This window comes from Flagellimonas olearia (assembly GCF_004150225.1).
GTDB lineage: Bacteria > Bacteroidota > Bacteroidia > Flavobacteriales > Flavobacteriaceae > Flagellimonas > Flagellimonas olearia.
The window spans coordinates 132,991-152,195 of sequence record NZ_ML142914.1 but is presented as its reverse complement, the minus strand read 5'-3'; the positions used below and the strand labels follow the sequence as shown (position 1 = coordinate 152,195).

Sequence of the window (19,205 nt, the reverse complement as noted above, 5' to 3'; positions counted from 1 at the left end):
CAACGATATTTTATTGCGCGATAGGATCAGGGGAACCCGAAAACCTGATAAAAAGAGTAGGGGTAACCTATTAGTATTCATAATATGAAAAAGTCACGTTTAACGATAGCGCTTGCTGTCATCGTATTTGCCGTCGGAAGTGCATTTGTGGCCCAACCCGCAAGGGTCGGGGAATCCCAGATGGCCACTTTCGATACGGAGGAAATGTCACAGATCGGGTATTACAAGATCCCGAACCAGCCCTGTGGCCAGATGCAGGTTGCCTGCAATCCTGTTACACTTACTAATTTGTGCATAATGCCCGTTCCGGGACAATCCGGCCTACATCAAATCTATGATGCGGATTGTACGACCCCATTACGGAGGGATCCATGATCAGCGATTCTAGGCCCCATATCTTGGGGCCTATTCTTTTATCTACCAAAGCCTATTTGATATGAAGACCTATACAAAACAATTGTTGTTTCTTACGGTAAGTTTTCTGGTCGGGGCATCACTGCCTTTGATCTTATTTCTTCAGTCTAGAACGGTTGATTCCACCAAGAACGGTTTTGAACGGGAATATGGAGATTCACGTCCTGTACTTACTAGGTCCAATATCTTGGATTTGAAGTTTGAAGGCTATTATATCGCCGGAAATACCGATCATCACCTATTTTTGGGCCATAGGGAAGCTCCGGCACATCTGTTGATGACGGATACCGAATTGAGGGATACGGTCCATTTTAATTTAAAACTTAACGTTTCAACAGAAAACAAAAGGTTCGATGTAGACCGGCTGAGAGTGAATATTGACTCACCTATAGTATACATGAGCGATGGACCTGCGGGTATGGTGCTAAAGGGAAATTTGTTTTCCGATACCGTTGATGTCAGCGGATATGACAATTTTTCTTTTGACGGTTTCCATGGGATTTCAAAGCACTTGACCGTGTTCAGGACATTGGACGCGGTAAGGGGAAAAACCCAACTTATCCCAAGAAATGCACAGGGGGACACCCTTCCCTCCTACACCTTGCCAAAACAGGTGGATGGCATTTTCTGTTGTGACGGTATGCTTCTTTATGATAGGGCTTTTGAACAACTGTTGTATGTTTTCTATTATAGGAACCAGATCATCAGTTTGGATACCCTTCTTCGGGAACGCTATATGTCCCGTACGATAGATACCGTTTCCAAGGCCCAACTGGAATTGGTGGAAATCAATTCGGGCAGGGAAAGGACCTTTGGAAAAATTCCCACCAAGGTCAATAGGGGAAGCTGTGTCTTTGGCCCCGACCTTTATATCAACTCTTCTATAAGATCGGACAATGAAACGTGGGAGGTGTTCGGTAACAATTCAGTTGTTGACGTTTACCGTACAAAAGACGGAACGTATCGCCATAGTTTCTATCTCCCGAAATATCAGGGTCGGGAACTGCGCTATTTTCAAGTTGTTGGACAAACGGTGTTCGTGCTCTACCAAGATCATTTGGTCACGTATCGCCTAAGACCCTAAATTGATTCATACCCGCCCAGTAGCATTACAGTGAATGCACCGGACAGGTATTTAGCTAAATCAAATACTTATCTTTGATTCTCTCGGCCCTTTTTCATTGGCCCTTGCTCGGGTTTATGGACAACCCCGTTCTTTATCGTGGTTTGGATCGTCAGGGTATTCTTGATGTCCTGCATAGGGTCTTTCTCCAAGATCAACAGGTCCGCTATTTTTCCCTTTTCAAGGGAGCCCAGGTCATTTTGAAGCCCAAGGCCCTCAGCGGCATGGACAGTGGCCATGGAGAGTGCCTCATAGGGTGAAAGTCCACCTTGCTGTAGGAGCCATATTTCCCAATGCAACTGTATCCCGGGATAATCCCCATGCGAACCGGCCGTGATGCGCACACCTTTTTTGATGAGATTGGCAAAATTCCGGGCATAGTACATTCCCCTCGATTCCTTGTGCATCAAGTTTGTATTGGTACTGGCTTTTTTCAATGTACTATCCGGCACATGATCCAAAGATTTGATGGGCGGGTAGTTCAGATGCGATCTGTAGCGATGTTGTATCTCGGCAAATTTGCCCGATGAATTGATAAGGGTCGGGGTATGCCAGATCTTTGCGATTTTGGAAAGCTCCGCTACATCATTGTACAATCGGCCATTGCCAGTGATATGTTCCCGTCCGGTATAACCGTCCAAGATCATCGATAGATTATATATGCCATGAAGGTTTATCGAAGCGGTATGTCCCGTAATGTTCAAGCCCTCCTCTTTTGCGGCAATGGCCATATATTGCCTTTGCCTTCGGGAATATTCGTCATGTACCTTTAGGAACAGGGCTCCATGCGCCTTTTCGGCACGGGCCAAAAACCGGGCATCCTCTTGGGTATCTATTCGGAATTGGTCGGAAGCGTGGGCAATGGCACCAAAGGACCTGGGACCTATCAACTTGCCGGATTCGATCAATTGGACATACCCTAAATTGTTAAAGGTACAGGAAGGATCTCTGGCGGTGGTCACCCCAAAGTTCAGGTTTTCCTTCAAGGACCACCATTGTTTTGGGAAATAAAGATCAGGCAAAAGGTTATGGGCGTGCATATCGATAAGGCCCGGAACTATGGTCCTACCCGTCACATCCATTATCCGGGCACCCCGCGGAATGGGAATTTGTCCCGCATGTCCAATGTCCCTGATGCGTTTTCCCTCGATCACCAGGGTTCCTTTAGCAATGACCCCCCTTGGGCCCATGGTGATGATCTTTGCCCCTGTCAAGGCCAGTACGCCCTCGCCCTTCTGTTCTTTGAAGGGGAGCGTTATGTGTGCCAAGGTATCGGTGGGAACCACATTCCTGCTTTTTCGGTAGGATGGGTCCTGTCCGTCCAACGTCAATGTTATCGCTGCCAAGGAAACTTCCAGTATATTGGAATTGGATATGTAGTAAAGGCCCTTGCCATCTTTCGTCCAATCTGCCGTATGTCCCCCTTGTACGGGGTTGATCGTTATGATCTGGCCCATATTGGGACCATGGCTCAATATGGGGGTCGATTCCCGGTGAAGTGTGATATCGGTCAGATAGATGCTGTTGCCGATACGGTAAAGTACATGTCTTCCATCGGGAGAAAGGGAAACTTCTTTGGCGTAGCGATCCAACAAGGCCAAGGTCGTGGTCTTTCCGGTTTCCAAATGCTTCTTTTGCAGTTTCTTATATTTTGATTTCCTTGGCCGGGTCAACAAGACCAGTTCTTTTCCACTGGGTGTAAACCCTCCGGAATCATCTATTTCGACACTGTCCTGCACTCGCTTCATCGTTTTTCCGTCACTTGAGATCAGTAAGAGACTGCCCACATTGGAAAGTGCATTTTTCCATGTAGGCGGTTCATGGGCCTTGACAACGGATATCCATTTGCCATTTGGTGACCATTCGGGATGTTGATAGTAGCCTGGTGTAGCGGTCAATTTTTTGGGCACCCCCCCATCAGCGGAAACCACCCAAAGGTTCCCGATGGTATCTGTTTCATAGGTGACAAAAGCTATCTTGGAACCATCCGGGGAATACCGGGGTGCGAACTGGCCCGTGGATTGTTCCACCAATACCTTGGGTTTTCCATGGGGCAATTGCATGGTGTACAATTGGGAAAGTGCACTGAATACATAGCTTTTGCCATCCGGGGACAGGTGACCGCTCTCCAAGTAGGAGACCTCTGGCACCTTGTCATCCATGGAGAAGGTATGGTACAAGGAAGATCCCATTTCAACCTGGATGTCCGCGGTAAAGGGAATGATGGTATCCTCGCCCGTATCGATATCTATCCTGTGGATCTTTCCCCCGTATCCGATCCATAAGGTCCTTGAGTCCTTTGAGAAGGTGAACTGCTCCCAGTTTTCCCGCCACTGGTCTATGGGGCATACCAAGCAACGCTCCTCACCGGTCCTTAGTTCACGTAATTTGAGATGGTTGTCCCCATCCTTGCGCTGGTTCCATACTTTTAGGTTGATATGGGCCAACCAATGCCCGTCCGGGGACAGAATAGCCTTGCTATAGGGAAGTTCCAAGTGCTTCACAATCGAATCCACGGCGTGAAGGTTGTTCCTTGCCATGGGTTCTTTGTGTCCTTTCAGGTCATGGACATGGCCATTGGCCTCAATCTTGTTTCCTATATCGGACCACCTGAAACCGTTGACAAATGCATTCAGTCCCTCTTGGGAAATGGCCCTCTTATGGGAACCATCGGCGTCCATGACCCAAATGTTCTCGGTTCCCGTACCATCGCTCAGATAGGCCAATTTCTTTCCATCCGGGGACCATTTGGGGTGCCTGTCCCATGACAGTCCCGTGGTCAGTTGTACTGCCTTGCCCCCTGTGGTGGGCATGGTGAAAATATTGCCCAACAGTGTGAACGCCAATTGCTTTCCGTTGGGGGAAATGTCGATATCCATACAGGTCCCCTCATCGGTGTGGATGGTAAAAAAACGTTCGGCCTTTAGTGGCAGGCCATCGTTGGTAAGGTTGGGGGGATCCAACTGGGCGCAATGTGCGTTCAGGACCCCCAATACCAATATCAGAATGTGCATCTTTTTCATATACTTGTCCATCATAGGGTTCAGTAACCTGGGTTTTGTACTAGATTGGGATTGGCCTGGATTTCTTTTTGGGGAATGGGAAATAGGACATCGGTCTGCTGCCAATCCGGTTTTAAGGGTCCCAAGACCGCTCCCGCCCTGTTGGTCCGCTTAAGGTCCAACCATCGGTGCCCCCATTCCGCGAAGAGTTCATGGTGCCTTTCCCTTATCAGTGCATCGATCACACTGTTTTGGTCGTTTCCTTGGATGTCGGAAAGCCCGGCACGCTCGCGTACGGTGTTCAGGTCCGCCAGGGCACCGGAAAGGTTTCCCAGTCGGGCCCTCGCTTCGGCACGTATCAGGTACTGCTCCGCCAAGCGCAGTACCATGGAGTGTTCATTTCCCCCGCCACCTGATTTCAACTTGTATTTAAAGGGGTAATGGTATGATGCATTGCTACCGGTGATTTGGCCCGTCCATTGGAGCAGTCTGGCGTCGTCCGCTTCAAAACCTTCCAAAAAATGGTTCGCCAAGGTCATCCCTGTTGGGGGCGTGGCGGTCAGGATAAAATTGTTGCCTTCCCAGGTATCGAGGGTGGGCAATACGGGCGCCAGTTGCCAGATGGCCTCTTGACTGTCGGATAGAAAGACATCGTCCAAATTGCCCTCTAGGTCAAATACATCAGATCTCGCTATAAGTTCGGAGGCCTCCCGTTCGGCCAAGGTCCATTCCTCCAAAAAAAGGAAGGTCCGCGCCAGCATGGCCGAGGCCGCATAACGTGTCGGTCTTGTCCGCTGCCCTGAATAAGGGGCGTAGTCCCTGGGCAAGTAGCTTTTTGCATCCCGTAGATCGGCCAATATCTGTTGATATACCTCCTCGGTGGTGCTCCGGGCGATGGTGCTGTTGAATGCATAGTCCGTGCTGGCCACCAAGGGAATGTCCCCGAAGAGGTTAACGAGATGGAAATTACAGAAGGCCCTTATAAATTTGGCCTCCCCTTCCAATCGTTGTCCGGTGTCCGTTGGGATGGCGGTGGAACCGGCCAATCCTTCCAGGACACTGTTCGCGGCATAGATATGGTTGTACCCCTGGTTCCACAGGTCCTGTCCCAATGTTGCGTTGGCCGCATTGAGGGCATTGGCATAAAATTGGTTTTCATCGGCTCGGAAGGAATAATTGGTAAAGGTGTCTGCCGATAGTCCACAGAGATAGGTGATGCTCTGCCTGCCACCACTGGCAAAGGAGGTTCCGCCCATGATCTCGCCGTAGATGCCGACCAGGGCGGATTCCGCGGTGGCCCCATCCTGAAAAACGGAATGGTCCGACAACAGATGGTTCGGTTCGTCCACGGCCACGGATTCACAGGAGGTACAAAGGAACAGGTGACTGGAAATCAGCAACAGTGTGGGTATCAAGGATCGTTTTGATAAAGCTCCCGGTATGGGGGGCACCCATTGGGTACACTTTTTTTTCCGTAGGGAAGAAAAAGGAAGTTTATATGTGGTAATCGATGTTTTTTTGAATGTTTTCATGGTCAAAGGATTAAAAGTTCAATTGAAGTCCCAGGGTGTACTGCTTAAGGTTGGGGATTTGGTTGGCCCCTGGGTTTTCCGGGTCAAGCCCCTTATAATTGGTGATGGTCACCAAGTTTTGGCCTTGCAGGTAACAGCGTACCCCAATTTTAGCTCTGCTCGGGAGCGGGATATCGTAGGAAAGGGAAACATTGCGCAACCTGAGGAAGGAGGCATCGACCAACGGATAGTCGCTCACAAGGAGGTCGTAGTAGGTAAAGGCGGCCGCATTGTAGGTGGAGGCATACCGCTGTACATTGGCGACGTCCCCCGGTTCCTGCCAACGGTCCAAGACCTCAATGGGCTGGTTGGACAGAAATCCAGGTGGGTCAAAAGTGAACGCGGCGCTGGTGCCCATCTGTTTTGCACCTTGGACCAGGAATTCAAGGCCCAGGCCGCCCCATTGAAATGTGTTTTGGACGCCCCCGAAGAAATCGACCGATAGGTCCCCGAGAACTTGGACATCATCGGGAAAGGAAAGGAAACCGTCACCGTTGACATCCTCGAATTCGTAGACTCCCGTTGTTGGATGCACGCCCGTGTACCTGTAACCGCTCTGTACGCTCAGGGGTTCACCGACAACGTAGGTTGAGGCATAGGGCGAATTCTCCAGATCGGGGTATTCCAACAACCGGTTCCGTAAGATGGACAGGTTCATCGAGGTGTTCCATTGAAAGTTGTCCGTTTCCACGTTCTTGGTGGTCAACTGGAATTCCCATCCCGTGTTCTCCACGGTGGCGGGCAGGTTGGACTGCACGGTGGTGAACCCTGTGGTCCCGGGCAAGGGCAGTCCCACAAGCTGGTCACTGGACCTGTTTTGGAAATAACCGGCGCTCAACATGAGCCTATCGTTAAAAAATCCCAGATCTAGTGCGGCTTCCAATTTGGTGTTGGTCTCCCATCCAAAATTGGGGTTGTACAACCGGGATGGGGCAAGCCCGCTTATGTTCTGGTAGGGCTGTGAAACGGGGCTCCAAAGGTTGAGGTATTGGTAGTTCCCGATCTGATCGTTGCCCGTGGTGCCATAACTTCCCCTGAGCTTTCCAAAGCTCAGTACGGTGCCGTTGCCAAAGATCCTTTCATTGGTGAAGATCCAAGCGGCGCCAAGGGCCCCAAAGTTTCCGTACTGTCTGCCCGGTCCAAAACGGGAAGATCCGTCCCGTCTCCCGGTGAGGTTGAAAAAGTAGGTGCCATCAATGCTCAGGTTGGCCCGGGCAAAGATCGCTTGGTATTTGTATTCGGTTTCACTATCCTCGTAAATTTGAAGGGTCGTGGCCGCTTGGAAGTTTTCCATAAGGGCATCACTGTTGAAGCCCTTGGCATTGACCACGTACCGCTGGGCGGTGGTCTTTTGGAGGGTGGCCCCTGCCATGGTGGTCAGTCGGAACTTTCCCAATGCCGTTTCGTATGTGATCTGTGGTTCCCATATCCAGGTGTCCACGGCACTTGTGTTCCGGTTGGCCGATCTTGGGGTGAACGCCCTATAGGACGGCCGTATGGAGGCATGGGGGGTATATTGGGATTCCCGTGCGGAAAGGGTGTTGTAGCCCAGGGCGGAACTGAGTTCCAGTCCGGGAAGGGGCCGATATGCGATGTGGGCATTGGTGATCAGGTTCGCGGTGCTGCTCTTGTATTTCTTTTCCAGCTCTGCCAGGGGATTGCTCCATGTATTGTCCGCCCAATTAAGGTCTCCGTTTTCATCGTATGGTTCCGGGGCATTGGGGGCCAGCTTGAGTGCAGGGAACAGGAGCAGGCCGGAGAGCATGTCCGATTGGTCGTGGACAAAGTTTGCCGTGACCGTGGCATTGAACCTGCCGTCAAGGGACCTATGGTTCAGGTTCAATGAGCCGTTGATCTTTTTGACCCCGAAGCTTGCCGGTAGTATGGTGGTCTCGTTTCGGAACCCCCCCGCCAACCGAAAGGTGGTCTGTGCGTTGCCTCCTGAGGCGGACAATTGGACATTGTTCATGTGGGCCGTACCGCCGAGTAGCTCGTCCTGCCAGTCGGTATGACGGTCCCGGTCCCAGACGGTGAGGTCGGGGGCGTTTGCCGGGGTGGGCACAGCGTTGTCGTTGGCAAAGGCCTCCTCGCGCATCTGTAGGTATTGTTCGGTGTTCAACAGGTCCATATTATGGGCGATGCGGGCGGTTCCCGTCTGTAGGTGAACGTTGAATTTCAGCTTTCCAGTATTGCCCTTTTTTGTGGTGATCAGCACCACTCCATTGGCGCCCCTGGAACCGTAGATGGCCGTTGCATCGGCATCCTTGAGGATTTCCATACTGGCGATGTCCATGGGGTTGATGTTGTTCAAGGGGCTTGAGGTGACGCTTGCCGAGCCCACTCTGGAATCTGTGATGGCGGTGGACGGAAAGGGTACGCCGTCGATGATGTACAGGGGTTCATTGCCATTGGGGCGCAGGCTGTTGGTGCCCCGGATGCGTATCTTGAAGTCCCCTCCCGGAAGTCCCGTGCTCTGTTGTACATAGACCCCGGGCATACGTCCCTGTAGGGGGGCAAGGGGATTGGAAATGGGCTGTTTCTCGATGTCCGCGGAGGTCAGTTTTTCGATACTGCCCGTGCGTTCCCGCTCGGAGACCGTATAGTAGCCTGCGTTGAGGACCACCTCGCCCAGTTGGGTCACCTCCTCTTCCATTTGGAGGATGATCACATCCCTGCCCGCAATGGGCATGGTTAGGGGTTTAAGGCCCACCATGGTAAAGAGAAGCACGTCATCGGGGGCGGCTTGGACAGTGAAGGAGCCGTCCAGTTCGGAAATGGTCCCTTGGTTTGAGGATTCCACCGTGATGTTGACCCCTGCCAAGGGCTGTCCCTCGGTATCGGTGACCTTCCCATGGACCATGGATTGTGGGGGTTCGATGGGCTTGTGCGCCGTGGGTTCCGCTGCGGTCAGGGGCATTGATAATAAGTATATGAGCAGGAATAATGGTATCCTGCGTGTGTGTTTTGGTGATTTCTTCATAATGTTGGGTTCATTTGATTAAAGCGTTGGTTTTGATTGGATCTCCCTGGACTTCTACTGTCCTATCGGGTTTTTTATGTGCACTGCCCATAAGTCACTGCAAAGTGGTAACTTACGTAGGCCAAGGTTCGGACATAGGGTTCCCTGTCCAAGTGTCGTGGGCCCTTGGAGATGGGGTTCCTAGTTGGAAATGACTATGGATATGTACTGGGGCCGGATACCCCGTAATGGCTGTCGTCAGTTATGGGACAATTGGATTTCGTTGACCGGAAATAAGGCTTTTGTGCATCCCAAAACTATAGTCAATGGGGTTTCAGATGGGGTTCTTGGGCTTTTTACGGAACAGGATGTCGAAAACCGAATGTGATGTCCCAAAAATAGGACAGGAACATGGTGTGAACCCTACGTGAAAAAGTTGCCAAGTGTTTCCCATAACCCTCTGGTTGGGCGAAACCTCGAAAAAATAAAGAAATCAAACGCTGAGAAGAAAGTTGGAGAAAAACCATCACACAAAAGAAGGCGCGGAACTCAACTTACCCGCTAGCGGTACTGGTATACCTTACACTGATAAGAGAGCCCACGCCCGGGTCGTGAGCCAATCCACTTATCATCTCTAGTGTAAAAATTACCAGTTTTCTAGCGAGAGATTCAAAGCGATTGCTTCAAATATAATCTATACGAAGAATCGCAAATGTATTTATTAACTGTGGCAATATAACAAAAAATAGAATCATTCGCTATCGCGAACAGTTTTTTTTTAGTTAACGGCTTTTTTTGAAAAAACATTTACACATTGCCAAAGCGTAGTTCAAATAAAGAAGAATTAAAGAAGATTAATGCTTTAGTGAACAAGTACATATGTAACTTCATTGCTAAAAAATTCTTTAGTCCGTATTATGACGAAAATGGTAAAGTGACCTCTCAAAATGAATATTCGGAAAAGTGTGGTATAGCTTCTTCAACTCTAACCAAAATGAAAAGTCCTGATGGTTATAATATCCCGATGACCACTGTATACAGTATTTGTCGGTTTGAAAAATATCCTTTAGAAGATTTTTTTGGAGAATTTGAAAAAGAATACGGCACAAATATTCGACCTTAAAACATCCGACAGTAAATTTAAACTCTTCTTTTAAGAAGTCCTTTTTACTCTATTTTTTATATTCTTACAGATTTTCACATTTTCCTTTTCTCGAAAATTCTTACATTTAAAACATATTCAATTCTCCCCCAGAACTTTATAGGACAAGATTTTGGCTAATTACACGATTTCTATTCTGTGATTAAAAATCTGTTGAAATCGAGATATTGAATAATAATGAATATTAATATAGAAGATAACTAACATTTAACAACCAGATATTAAACATAATTGATATGAATAGACAATCTGTTAATTCCTCAAATCTGGCATCTGTAGGATATGATGCGGACAACGAAATTCTGGAGGTAGAGTTTAATAATGGCGGAGTTTATCAATATTTTGATGTACCGGCAGAGATTTATGAAGACCTGATGAACGCTCCTTCACATGGCCAATACTTTTCAGCCAATATCAGAAATGATTATGAATATGAAAAGCAGTAGCAATTATGCCAGTTTATTCAAATAAACGGGGGAATTCGCCCATTACAGATTATGAGATATTTGATAATGCTATCACTATATGGTTTAAAGGGGGTAAGGCATATACCTATAGTTATGATGGGCCTGCTGGAAAATATCATGTTGATGAGATGAAAACTTTAGCCAAGAATGGGATTGGATTAAGTGCTTACATTACAAACAACGTTAAGTTTGATTATGATAAGTAGGTTTGATTATATCAAAAACTTTGGGATCTATAAAAATTTCATTTGGGACAACTCTCATGAAATTGTAGAATTTAAGGAGAAGAATATTATATATGGGTGGAATTATTCTGGAAAAACAACATTTTCAAGAATTTTTTCGGCCTTAAGGGATGGAGAGATCTTTTCTGATTACTCTGATGGCGATTTTAAAGTAACATGCTCTGATAAAACAACGTATTTGGTATCTGACTTAAAAGAGTTTCCTCATAAAGTTTTGGTTTTCAACTCTGACTATGTGCGGGAAAATTTACGTTGGGAATTAGATGATGAAATCAATGCCATTTATTTTGATGTTGGGGACAAAGCAAAAAGAGCGACAAGAATTGAAGAACTTGAAGGCTTTATAATAGCAATTGAAGGAGACGATAAAGTAAAAGGGAAAAAGGAACCATTTTTGGAAGATGTATCCGCTTTTGAAGAGTTCGATCAATCTCTTTTCACCAAGGAATCAAGAAGAATAAAAAATGATGTTTTCTCAAGTTTGATTGATTTTAACAAAGGACATTTTAAAAAGCAGATTCCTTTTGTCTTACAAGATTTGAATTCATTTCTTCTCAAGAAAATAGAAGTTTCAAAGATTAGCAAGACTGTGAAAATAGAAGAACCTAAGCCCGAAATTAGTTTAGTAGAATATGATTTGGCAATTAACAGTATAATAGGTTCTGTAAATGACATTCTTGAAAGTGAGCCTAAAAAATCCGATTTAATCCCAGTTCTAGAGAAAAATCCCCAAGCATTTGATTGGGTGCAAGAAGGAATACCTTTAAATAATGCTAATACTAATTGTTTGTTCTGTGATAATTTGATTACAACAAACAGAATGTCCTTGTTGAACAAGTTTTACGAGAACGAAGGTTCTAAACTCAAGGAAAAAAGCAAACACGTGTTTAAACTAATCGATTCGGAAAGAAAAAAAGTTGAAGAATTGAACTTTCCAAACAGTGTTCAAGAAATTAACGAAGGTTTTCAGGAATCATTTTTAAAAAAAAAGAAGAGTGTTGAAAAAAAGCTAAACCAATATACCAGAAAACTTAATACTTTATCTAAGCTCATTAACAATAAAATAAGTAAACAGCTATATAATAAGATAGATCCAACTTCAGAGATGGATATTTCAAAGCTAAAGGACGAATTAGAGGCACTAAATCAAATTTTAAAAGACAATAACACCTTTAGCGCGGATTTTCAAAATTTGATTCAAAGAGAGAGACTGAAATATATAAATCATCTGGTTGCCAAATACTTAAAAGATAATAAATATCAAGTTAAAGAAAAGAAACATGCAAAAGCATTAGAGGAAATTGAAAAACTTGACACTAAAGTTTTAGGTTATCAAAGGGAAATCGATAGGTTAAGGGCTTTAAATGATAGCGGTGAAGAAGGATGTCAACAGTTCAACTACTTCATTCAAAGTTTTTTAAGCAAAGAAGATATTGAAATAAAGTTCGATGAGAGTAAGGGAAAATTCACATTGCATCGTGGTACAGAGATAGCGCGCAATTTAAGCGAAGGTGAAAAAATGGCTATCTCATTTTCCCATTTCTTAGTTACACTCAAAAGCATTGATGAAAAAAAAGAACTAAAGGATTACATCCTTTTTATCGATGATCCGATGTCTAGTTTGGATGGCAACCACATTTTTCAAATAAATGCACTTTTAAAGGATTTCTTATATACACAAGTGCAGAATCCTCAAAATCCCTCTCAAAAAATGTGGGAGCAAAAGTGTTTGCAACTTTTTATATCTACGCACAATTATGAATTTTTTAATCTATTGAAAGAAATGCCAACAATAAGGGGGTTTGGCTACGAGAAAAAAAATAAAAAAGAATCTAGGTATTTTATAGAAAGAAAGGTAAATGAATCGTCTATCGAAACACTTCCGGCAGTTTATGATTCGTTTAAATCCGAATATCATTTTTTGTTTAAGGAAATAAATGATTTCAATGAAAATCCTAGTCCATCGACATCAGACCGGTTGCTGCTAATGCCTAATATTTTACGTAGGTTCTTGGAAATATACACTTTAGCCAAATACCCTAGTAAAGATGAAGTTGATGAAAGAGCCACTGAAATTTTTGGTCCTGTAGCTTCCAAACGTATCTGCAAGCCTTTTCATTACTTTAGCCATTTCAATAATATCGACAGAATCGGTAAACAAAGTGAATTTTTAGCTGATGTGAGCGCAGCATGCAAAGAGTTAATCAAACAGGTTAAGAAGGATAAACAGCATTATAAAGCACTACAATCAGTACTCTAAAAAAGAATTATGCCAGCAATAAAAATAAACCAAAAACTACGACGAGTCGAGATTCAAAAATTTGAGTTGGACAATGAGATTGTCTTCAATTATTTCGACAACCTTCCAATGGCAGATAGAGATGATAAATTAATTAGGGCACTTTATATTGGTGTACTTGCACTTATGGAAGATCGGATTTCAGCATTTCTCTCTAAAACAACCAATGAACTTGGTACAGAGCTTGAAAGCCTGAAGATGATTTTTGAGATGAAGAAAGAGCTTTTTTATAAGTCTACTATTAAAGGAGCATTGGCGGAAGATGAGATTGCTGAGTTTATGAACGATTATTTTCAAAGTAAAAAAATGGGTGATAAGGCCTTGCTTACAGGTAATGCCGCAGGTGAAATACCAAGAAATAAAACCGGCGATATTATCTGTAGGGTTAATGGTGATGAAGAGTTAAGAATAGTTATTGAATGCAAGTTCGACAAAAGCATTAAGCTGGGCACAATTGATAGTAAGGACCTGTTTATCCGAAAGACGGATACTGCATGGAGTCAACTCATTGAAGCCGAAGCAAATAGAAATTCGAAGGTAAGCCTTATTGTATTTGATAGATCTTTGGTGGACAATTCAATTCTTAAATTTTGCGAAAATGTAGGTTATATTCCAGAGATAGGATTTATAGCCATAATAAACTCACAAAAAGGTGACTACGATAATCTTATTATCGCTTATATGTTGGCAAGGGATATTGCCATAAATGCAAAAAAAATAGACCTTGATAAAAATATACTTGCTGTATTGGTTACCCGAATTATTAAGGACATCAGTGAAATTAGGTCAATCAAATTACTAGTTCAAAGAAATATCGATACCAATCAAGAAATTTTAAAACAGATTGAGAAATCTATGTTGTTAATGGAGTTTAATCAAAAGTACTTGGCCCAATTTCTCCAGACTGGCACCTTGACAAAAAAAGACTTACTTGATTTTTATATGGGTGACGAGGTTAAAGATCGATTTAAGCTTATAGAGAAAGAAATCAATGAAATTTGAAATCCATATCTAATTACCGAGATAAAATTACTCAACTATGAGTGTATTCGAGAAAACCTTGTACCAAATGAAAATAACCTAGTTCAACTCTGCCTGTCAAATCCTTTGGCTTCCTTAAAAATCCCTTTTCTCAAATTTCAACCTAGGCAACACTATCTTATACTCCTTTTCCTCGTCCTTGTTGTACCAATAGACAATATATTCTGCTGTGGCACTGGTGATATCATAGCCCTTTTTGATCATTGGATTGTATTGTTCGGTGACAAATTTCTTTGAGAACAACAATAGATTGCCTTGATGTTCCTTGGCCAGTCCGGGGGCTTCGTTGTCTCCGAAGATCTTGATGTCCTTTACAAGTGGGACGCCTGTTTGGATGGTCCTTAAAATTGATAAGGGCACTTGATATTTAAAGGAATTTAAACTTACGTCCTTGTGGCCCAAGATCATTTCGTATCTCTGTGGTTCGTTCAGTTCCCTTGTATAGCTGTTTCTGGTGATGTTCTTGGATTCGATCTTGTCATAGAAGTGGATATTGGTGTGGATATGCAAGGTCTTCTTGGCCCTTGTGCTTGCGACGTATAACAATCTTCTGGATTCATCGGTGGTAGAATCATAATCTGCCAACAACATCAGAACATGGTCGTATTCCTTGCCCTTGGCCTTGTGCATGGTCGATACGATGATACTTTCGGAATCGGGGTTTATGGCGTCCTCCATATTGATTTCCCTGCAGAATTCCCTCCAGTCCACGAGAAGTTTTTTGTCGGGGTTTGCATGGTCAAATTTCTTGATCAGGGCCATACAGGTTTCAAAGTGCAGACTCTGTTTGAAAGTTTTTCTGAACCAATCCAAGGCCAGCTCCCATGATGCCTCGAATATGATCCCTGATTCCGCGACCTCACTGTTCAATTTGTGGTCAAGGCACCTGATCTCAAAGAGATCGGAGATCCGGAACCCGTCAAAACCTGCCATTAGCTTAACCTTGTGTCCCAGGGCCTTAAGCATGGAACTGACTTGCAGTGCCTCCATATTGGTTCGGGTCAAAACGGCCTTGTTTCCGGGAAGCTGTGTTCCGGCAATATATTCAACCAGAGGTTGTTCTATATATTTACCGTCATATTTAATGATATTGACTCTTCCTTCACCCCTAATTCGACTGGCAATGAGCCTCTGGCTTTTTAATCGGTTTCTGAGATGGCCTAGGACCTGGTTGTTGAACTCCACGATCTCGGGACAACTGCGGTAGTTTTTGGGAAGTGTATATAAGGTTGCGGTGTATTTGGTTCTGAACCTGCCCATGAATGCGTTTGAAGATCCCCTAAAGCTGTAGATGTTCTGGTCATCGTCCCCTACAGCGATCACCCGTGGCCTTTCTGCTTTTTCGATGATCAGTTCTATCAATTCCCACTCTTTTTGATTGACGTCTTGGAACTCATCGAACATCAAGATGCTCTTGTTCTCAAGGGATGAAATATCGATGTCCCCCTCCCTTATGGCCTTGATGCAGTCCTGTATCACGTTTTGGGACTTGTTCAGGTCGCCCAATTGGCCCAACAATTGAAAACAGAAGCCATGGAAAGTGGTAATCTTGATGAGCCCGGCATATTCGGGCACCAGGTTTCTGACACGCTGTTTAAATTCCAGTGAAGCTGCCTTTGAAAAGGTGAGCATCATGAATTGTTCCGGCTTTATGTCCTCTATCAGCAACAGACTGGCTATTTTATGGACCAGGACCTTGGTCTTGCCACTGCCCGGACCTGCGTAGACCAGTATGTGGTCCGATTTGTTGTCCTCAATGACCTTGGTCTGGTCGGTGTCCAGGTCTTTGATGATCTCCATAAAGCGTTTCGGGGTTATTGCCCTTTGTATTTCCTTTTTCTTTCTGGGAAAATAGCGGGCCAAGAACTCCTCGTAGTCCAATGTGAAATAGTCATTGACATATGCTAGAGCCGATTCATAGTTTTGGACACATTTCTTGGCATATTCCCCCACAATATGGATCTGCTCTGTTCGATGTAGATAGAATTCTTTGATCTTGCTGTAGTTGTCCGTGGTAAAGACTCTTTTGCCCGTGTCCACGTCCGATATGTTCAGTTTGTTATAAGAGACCATGAACCCTCCTTCCAGGGATATGGCTTTTATGTCGTTTAGGAACAACAGGCATGTTTCGTATTTTTTGGTGTTTTCTTCTACCAGGTTTCCCATGAACTGGTTGGATTCCCTTAACTCCAGCAGGGAGAAGGAAACCGGTACCTCTTCCTTGCCCCCCATATGGTCCTTGTTGTTGACGGCTAGGTTTTCAAGAAAGCCGAATGTTGACAAGGATAGGTCATGGCGCCATTTGATATCTTCAATGAGGTCTTCCCGTTTGATGAATTCTATTTCATAGATGTCCCTTTCTCTGTCCTTTCTGCTCTTCTTGACAAATCGCCTTTTGTCCCAATATGTGAGCAAGGATCGTATGGACGCGACATTTGACTCGACAACCCCACTGTCCAGTAACCTTTGGTTCAATTCCCGTAATGGGATTTGCAGTTTATCTGCTTTAATAATGTCAAGTATGCCCTTTTCTACTTTTAAATGGTCCTCCACTATTCTTTTTGAACCATTCTTGGATTGGACCAAGCTCAAGAAAGCGGTCAGATCCTTGGCATCGCCCAGTATTCTATGGTCCCTGAGCATTCGAATGACGTCCTGTATCCTTTTGGTGTTCAACTGGGTGGTATCGGCCAGATAATCCACTCTGGTCTCGCCATCGGTGATCAATCGTTTTAAAACGATGCCACAGTCTTTTTTGTCTTGATCTGTTATTTTTTTACTGTTCCTGAGGATCTCCTGTCCACTTCCAAAACTCTTGACCAATAGGCTATCGGCAAATACCCTCGGTGAATTTAAGGACCTTATCAAGAACCCTTGGTCCTCCAAAGCTGAGATAGCGGTCTTTACTTTCGTTTCCAAGTCCAGCATTTCTGTGTCCCAACCGGATTTCCTGGCAATCTCCAAAGCCGACTGACTGATTTTGTCCCTGAACTTGGCCTGGCCTTTGATCGCTCTCCAGATATCCTTTATCTCCTTATGGTTCAATTTGGTCTGCTGTAACAAGCTGAAATGTTTGTTCAAGTCCTCCTCACTGTACAATATGTAGCACTTGGCGTTGATTTTTTCATCCCTTCCTGCCCTGCCCGCTTCTTGAACATAATTTTCGAGGGAATCTGAAATATTGTAATGGATAACGGTCTTTACATTGTCCTTATCGACCCCCATCCCGAAAGCCGAGGTGGCCACGATGATTTCATGCTCCTCTCCCATAAAGGCATCCATGTTGGCCTTTTTGGTGTCCTTGTCCAGTTTTCCATGGAAAAAGGTGGCGTTGAAACCGGCTTCATTCAGCAAGGCACAGACATTTTCAACCTGTTTGGTCCGGGAGGCGTAGACAATTGCAGGCTTTTCACAGTCTTGAAGTACACTTAGCAAATGACCCATTTTGCGCTCGGGTTCTTCAACATTGATCACTTCATAGGACAGATTGGACCTTCCCTTGTTGGTGATGAACTCATCCAACTCCAAGCCCAATCTATCTTGGAAATAAAATTTGATGTCCTTGATCACCTGAAGCTTTGCCGTGGCCGTGAAACATGACACGGGTATTTGCGGTACATTTTTTTCGGATTCTATTTTTTTTATAAAATCTGCAATGAACATATAATCGACCCTAAAGTCCTGCCCCCAACTTGAAAAACAGTGTGCTTCATCAATGACGATTCGGCCTACGGACCGTGTCAATATCAATTTGAAAATTGAAGGCGACCTCAATGATTCGGGCGATAGATATAATAGGTCTGCCCTTCCATCGGAGACCATTTCAAAGGCCTCCTGGCGTTCAAGGGGAGAGAGCAAGCCATTGATCGCGACCGCCTTTGTTATCCCAAAACGGTCTCTCAGATTGTCCACTTGGTCTTTCATCAGGGAAATCAAAGGTGAGATTACAATGGTCAAATGCCTTGTGGAGGCGCCTCGCATCAAGGCGGGCAATTGGAAGGTAAGTGACTTTCCCCCTCCTGTGGGAAACACGGCCACAAAAGATTTTCTTTGCAGACCTGCCCTTACGGCCTCTTCTTGCAAGCTCGTTGTTCTGTGTTCTTCAAACTTTCTGAAATCTGTATAGTTAAAGAAATCAAAGAGGGCTTTTTTAGGGTTCAATTTATTTGTGCAGTATTCGCAGTTAGCATCATCACAGGTCTTGAAACGGATTTCATTGAGTATGTTCTCTGCTTCCGGGTACTCGTGTCTGACCCACGGTGGCAATACGGTATCGCTATCCCCTAATTTCAGTAAGGTAAACACATAGGCCATACCGACGGGAAACTGCCTTGAATAGTTTTCAAGATCAACGTTGGAGCATATCTGCGCTCCGATCAACTGGCCAATTGTTGTATGGACTGATTTGGAACCATCGAACCCGGCCATTTCAAAAAAGGTGTTGAAACTGGGGTTGTTTTGAAGCAAGTGATAATATATGCTTCGTTCTTCAATACGCAATCCGTTGAACCTGTTCAATTCCTTGATCAAGTAGTCTTCCGTCAATTTACAGTCTGAAAGTGGGTTGTTGGCCTCCGATGCATTTACAATGCGGTAGCCTTTGGTAAGCTTATGGTTGGGCCGCTTTACAAATAGGATGGGGGACCATAACAGGGTATCGATGAATTTCTTCCCTATGAAAATTTCTTCCCCTAGCCTACTTTTCAGCTTTGGAACATCATGTTTGATAATGTTGTGGCCGCAAATGTATTTGGCCTCCTTTATCCATTGCTCCAGTCTCTTGCTGTTTCTTTCATGCAGTTCTTGGCCCTTGAAAGTTGCCCCATAATCTATGGTGTCGGTTTTTGGATTGACCTCAATGTCTAAAAACAGGATATTGTGCATACCATGGTTTGGTTTCACCTAGTCCGCCCTATCGTACT

Annotated in this window: 11 protein-coding genes; 7 read left to right on the top strand and 4 right to left on the bottom strand. The window is 44.8% G+C overall.

The window, feature by feature from the left end:
* Nucleotides 1-84 precede the first annotated feature (84 nt).
* Nucleotides 85-375, top strand: coding sequence for a DUF6520 family protein (locus tag DN53_RS16225; RefSeq protein WP_129655974.1), 291 nt, complete (start codon nt 85-87; stop codon nt 373-375).
* A 61-nt stretch (nt 376-436) separates the two neighbouring features.
* Entirely contained in the window at nt 437-1,498 is a 1,062-nt protein-coding gene (locus DN53_RS16220; protein ID WP_129655973.1) for a hypothetical protein, read from the top strand.
* Nucleotides 1,499-1,566: 68 nt separating this feature from the next.
* Here DN53_RS16220 and DN53_RS16215 read toward each other — a convergent pair whose 3' ends face one another.
* From DN53_RS16215 to DN53_RS16205, 3 genes are read right to left on the bottom strand one after another with little or no spacing between them, the layout of a single operon-like run.
* Entirely contained in the window at nt 1,567-4,551 is a 2,985-nt protein-coding gene (locus DN53_RS16215; protein ID WP_165357476.1) for an amidohydrolase family protein, read from the bottom strand.
* A gap of 29 nt (nt 4,552-4,580) precedes the next feature.
* Entirely contained in the window at nt 4,581-6,071 is a 1,491-nt protein-coding gene (locus DN53_RS16210) for a RagB/SusD family nutrient uptake outer membrane protein (protein ID WP_129655971.1), read from the bottom strand.
* Between the two features lie 10 nt (nt 6,072-6,081).
* A complete protein-coding gene (locus tag DN53_RS16205; protein WP_165357474.1) occupies nt 6,082-9,027 on the bottom strand; it encodes a SusC/RagA family TonB-linked outer membrane protein in 2,946 nt (981 codons plus the stop codon).
* An 856-nt stretch (nt 9,028-9,883) separates the two neighbouring features.
* Here DN53_RS16205 and DN53_RS16200 point away from each other — a divergent pair.
* The 5 genes from DN53_RS16200 (at nt 9,884) to DN53_RS16180 (ending at nt 14,244) form a co-directional block, all read left to right on the top strand.
* Nucleotides 9,884-10,192, top strand: coding sequence for a helix-turn-helix domain-containing protein (locus tag DN53_RS16200; RefSeq protein WP_129655969.1), 309 nt, complete (start codon nt 9,884-9,886; stop codon nt 10,190-10,192).
* A gap of 275 nt (nt 10,193-10,467) precedes the next feature.
* Nucleotides 10,468-10,677, top strand: coding sequence for a KTSC domain-containing protein (locus DN53_RS16195; RefSeq protein WP_129655968.1), 210 nt, complete (start codon nt 10,468-10,470; stop codon nt 10,675-10,677).
* A gap of 5 nt (nt 10,678-10,682) precedes the next feature.
* Nucleotides 10,683-10,904: a hypothetical protein gene (locus DN53_RS18030; RefSeq protein ID WP_129655967.1), complete on the top strand. Its 222-nt coding sequence runs from the start codon at nt 10,683-10,685 to the stop codon at nt 10,902-10,904.
* Nucleotides 10,894-13,203, top strand: a complete 2,310-nt coding sequence (locus tag DN53_RS16185; RefSeq protein ID WP_129655966.1) for an AAA family ATPase — start codon at nt 10,894-10,896, stop codon at nt 13,201-13,203. The genes DN53_RS18030 and DN53_RS16185 overlap by 11 nt, the downstream gene beginning before the upstream one ends.
* Nucleotides 13,204-13,212: 9 nt before the next feature.
* A complete protein-coding gene (locus DN53_RS16180) occupies nt 13,213-14,244 on the top strand; it encodes a hypothetical protein (protein WP_129655965.1) in 1,032 nt (343 codons plus the stop codon).
* A 114-nt stretch (nt 14,245-14,358) separates the two neighbouring features.
* Here DN53_RS16180 and DN53_RS16175 read toward each other — a convergent pair whose 3' ends face one another.
* On the bottom strand, nt 14,359-19,167 hold the full coding sequence (locus DN53_RS16175; RefSeq protein WP_129655964.1) for a RecQ family ATP-dependent DNA helicase: 4,809 nt from the start codon (nt 19,165-19,167) through the stop codon (nt 14,359-14,361).
* Nucleotides 19,168-19,205: the final 38 nt, after the last annotated feature.

Bases quoted from the DNA above. Each gene is read 5' to 3' on its own strand.
- DN53_RS16175 (WP_129655964.1), bottom strand. From the start codon at position 19,167: ATGCACAATATCCTGTTTTTAGACATTGAGGTCAATCCAAAAACCGAC.
- DN53_RS16215 (WP_165357476.1), bottom strand. From the start codon at position 4,551: ATGCACATTCTGATATTGGTATTGGGGGTCCTGAACGCACATTGCGCC.
- DN53_RS16195 (WP_129655968.1), top strand. From the start codon at position 10,468: ATGAATAGACAATCTGTTAATTCCTCAAATCTGGCATCTGTAGGATAT.
- DN53_RS16210 (WP_129655971.1), bottom strand. From the start codon at position 6,071: ATGAAAACATTCAAAAAAACATCGATTACCACATATAAACTTCCTTTT.
- DN53_RS16205 (WP_165357474.1), bottom strand. From the start codon at position 9,027: ATGCCCCTGACCGCAGCGGAACCCACGGCGCACAAGCCCATCGAACCC.
- DN53_RS16185 (WP_129655966.1), top strand. From the start codon at position 10,894: ATGATAAGTAGGTTTGATTATATCAAAAACTTTGGGATCTATAAAAAT.
- DN53_RS16220 (WP_129655973.1), top strand. From the start codon at position 437: ATGAAGACCTATACAAAACAATTGTTGTTTCTTACGGTAAGTTTTCTG.
- DN53_RS16225 (WP_129655974.1), top strand. From the start codon at position 85: ATGAAAAAGTCACGTTTAACGATAGCGCTTGCTGTCATCGTATTTGCC.
- DN53_RS18030 (WP_129655967.1), top strand. From the start codon at position 10,683: ATGCCAGTTTATTCAAATAAACGGGGGAATTCGCCCATTACAGATTAT.
- DN53_RS16180 (WP_129655965.1), top strand. From the start codon at position 13,213: ATGCCAGCAATAAAAATAAACCAAAAACTACGACGAGTCGAGATTCAA.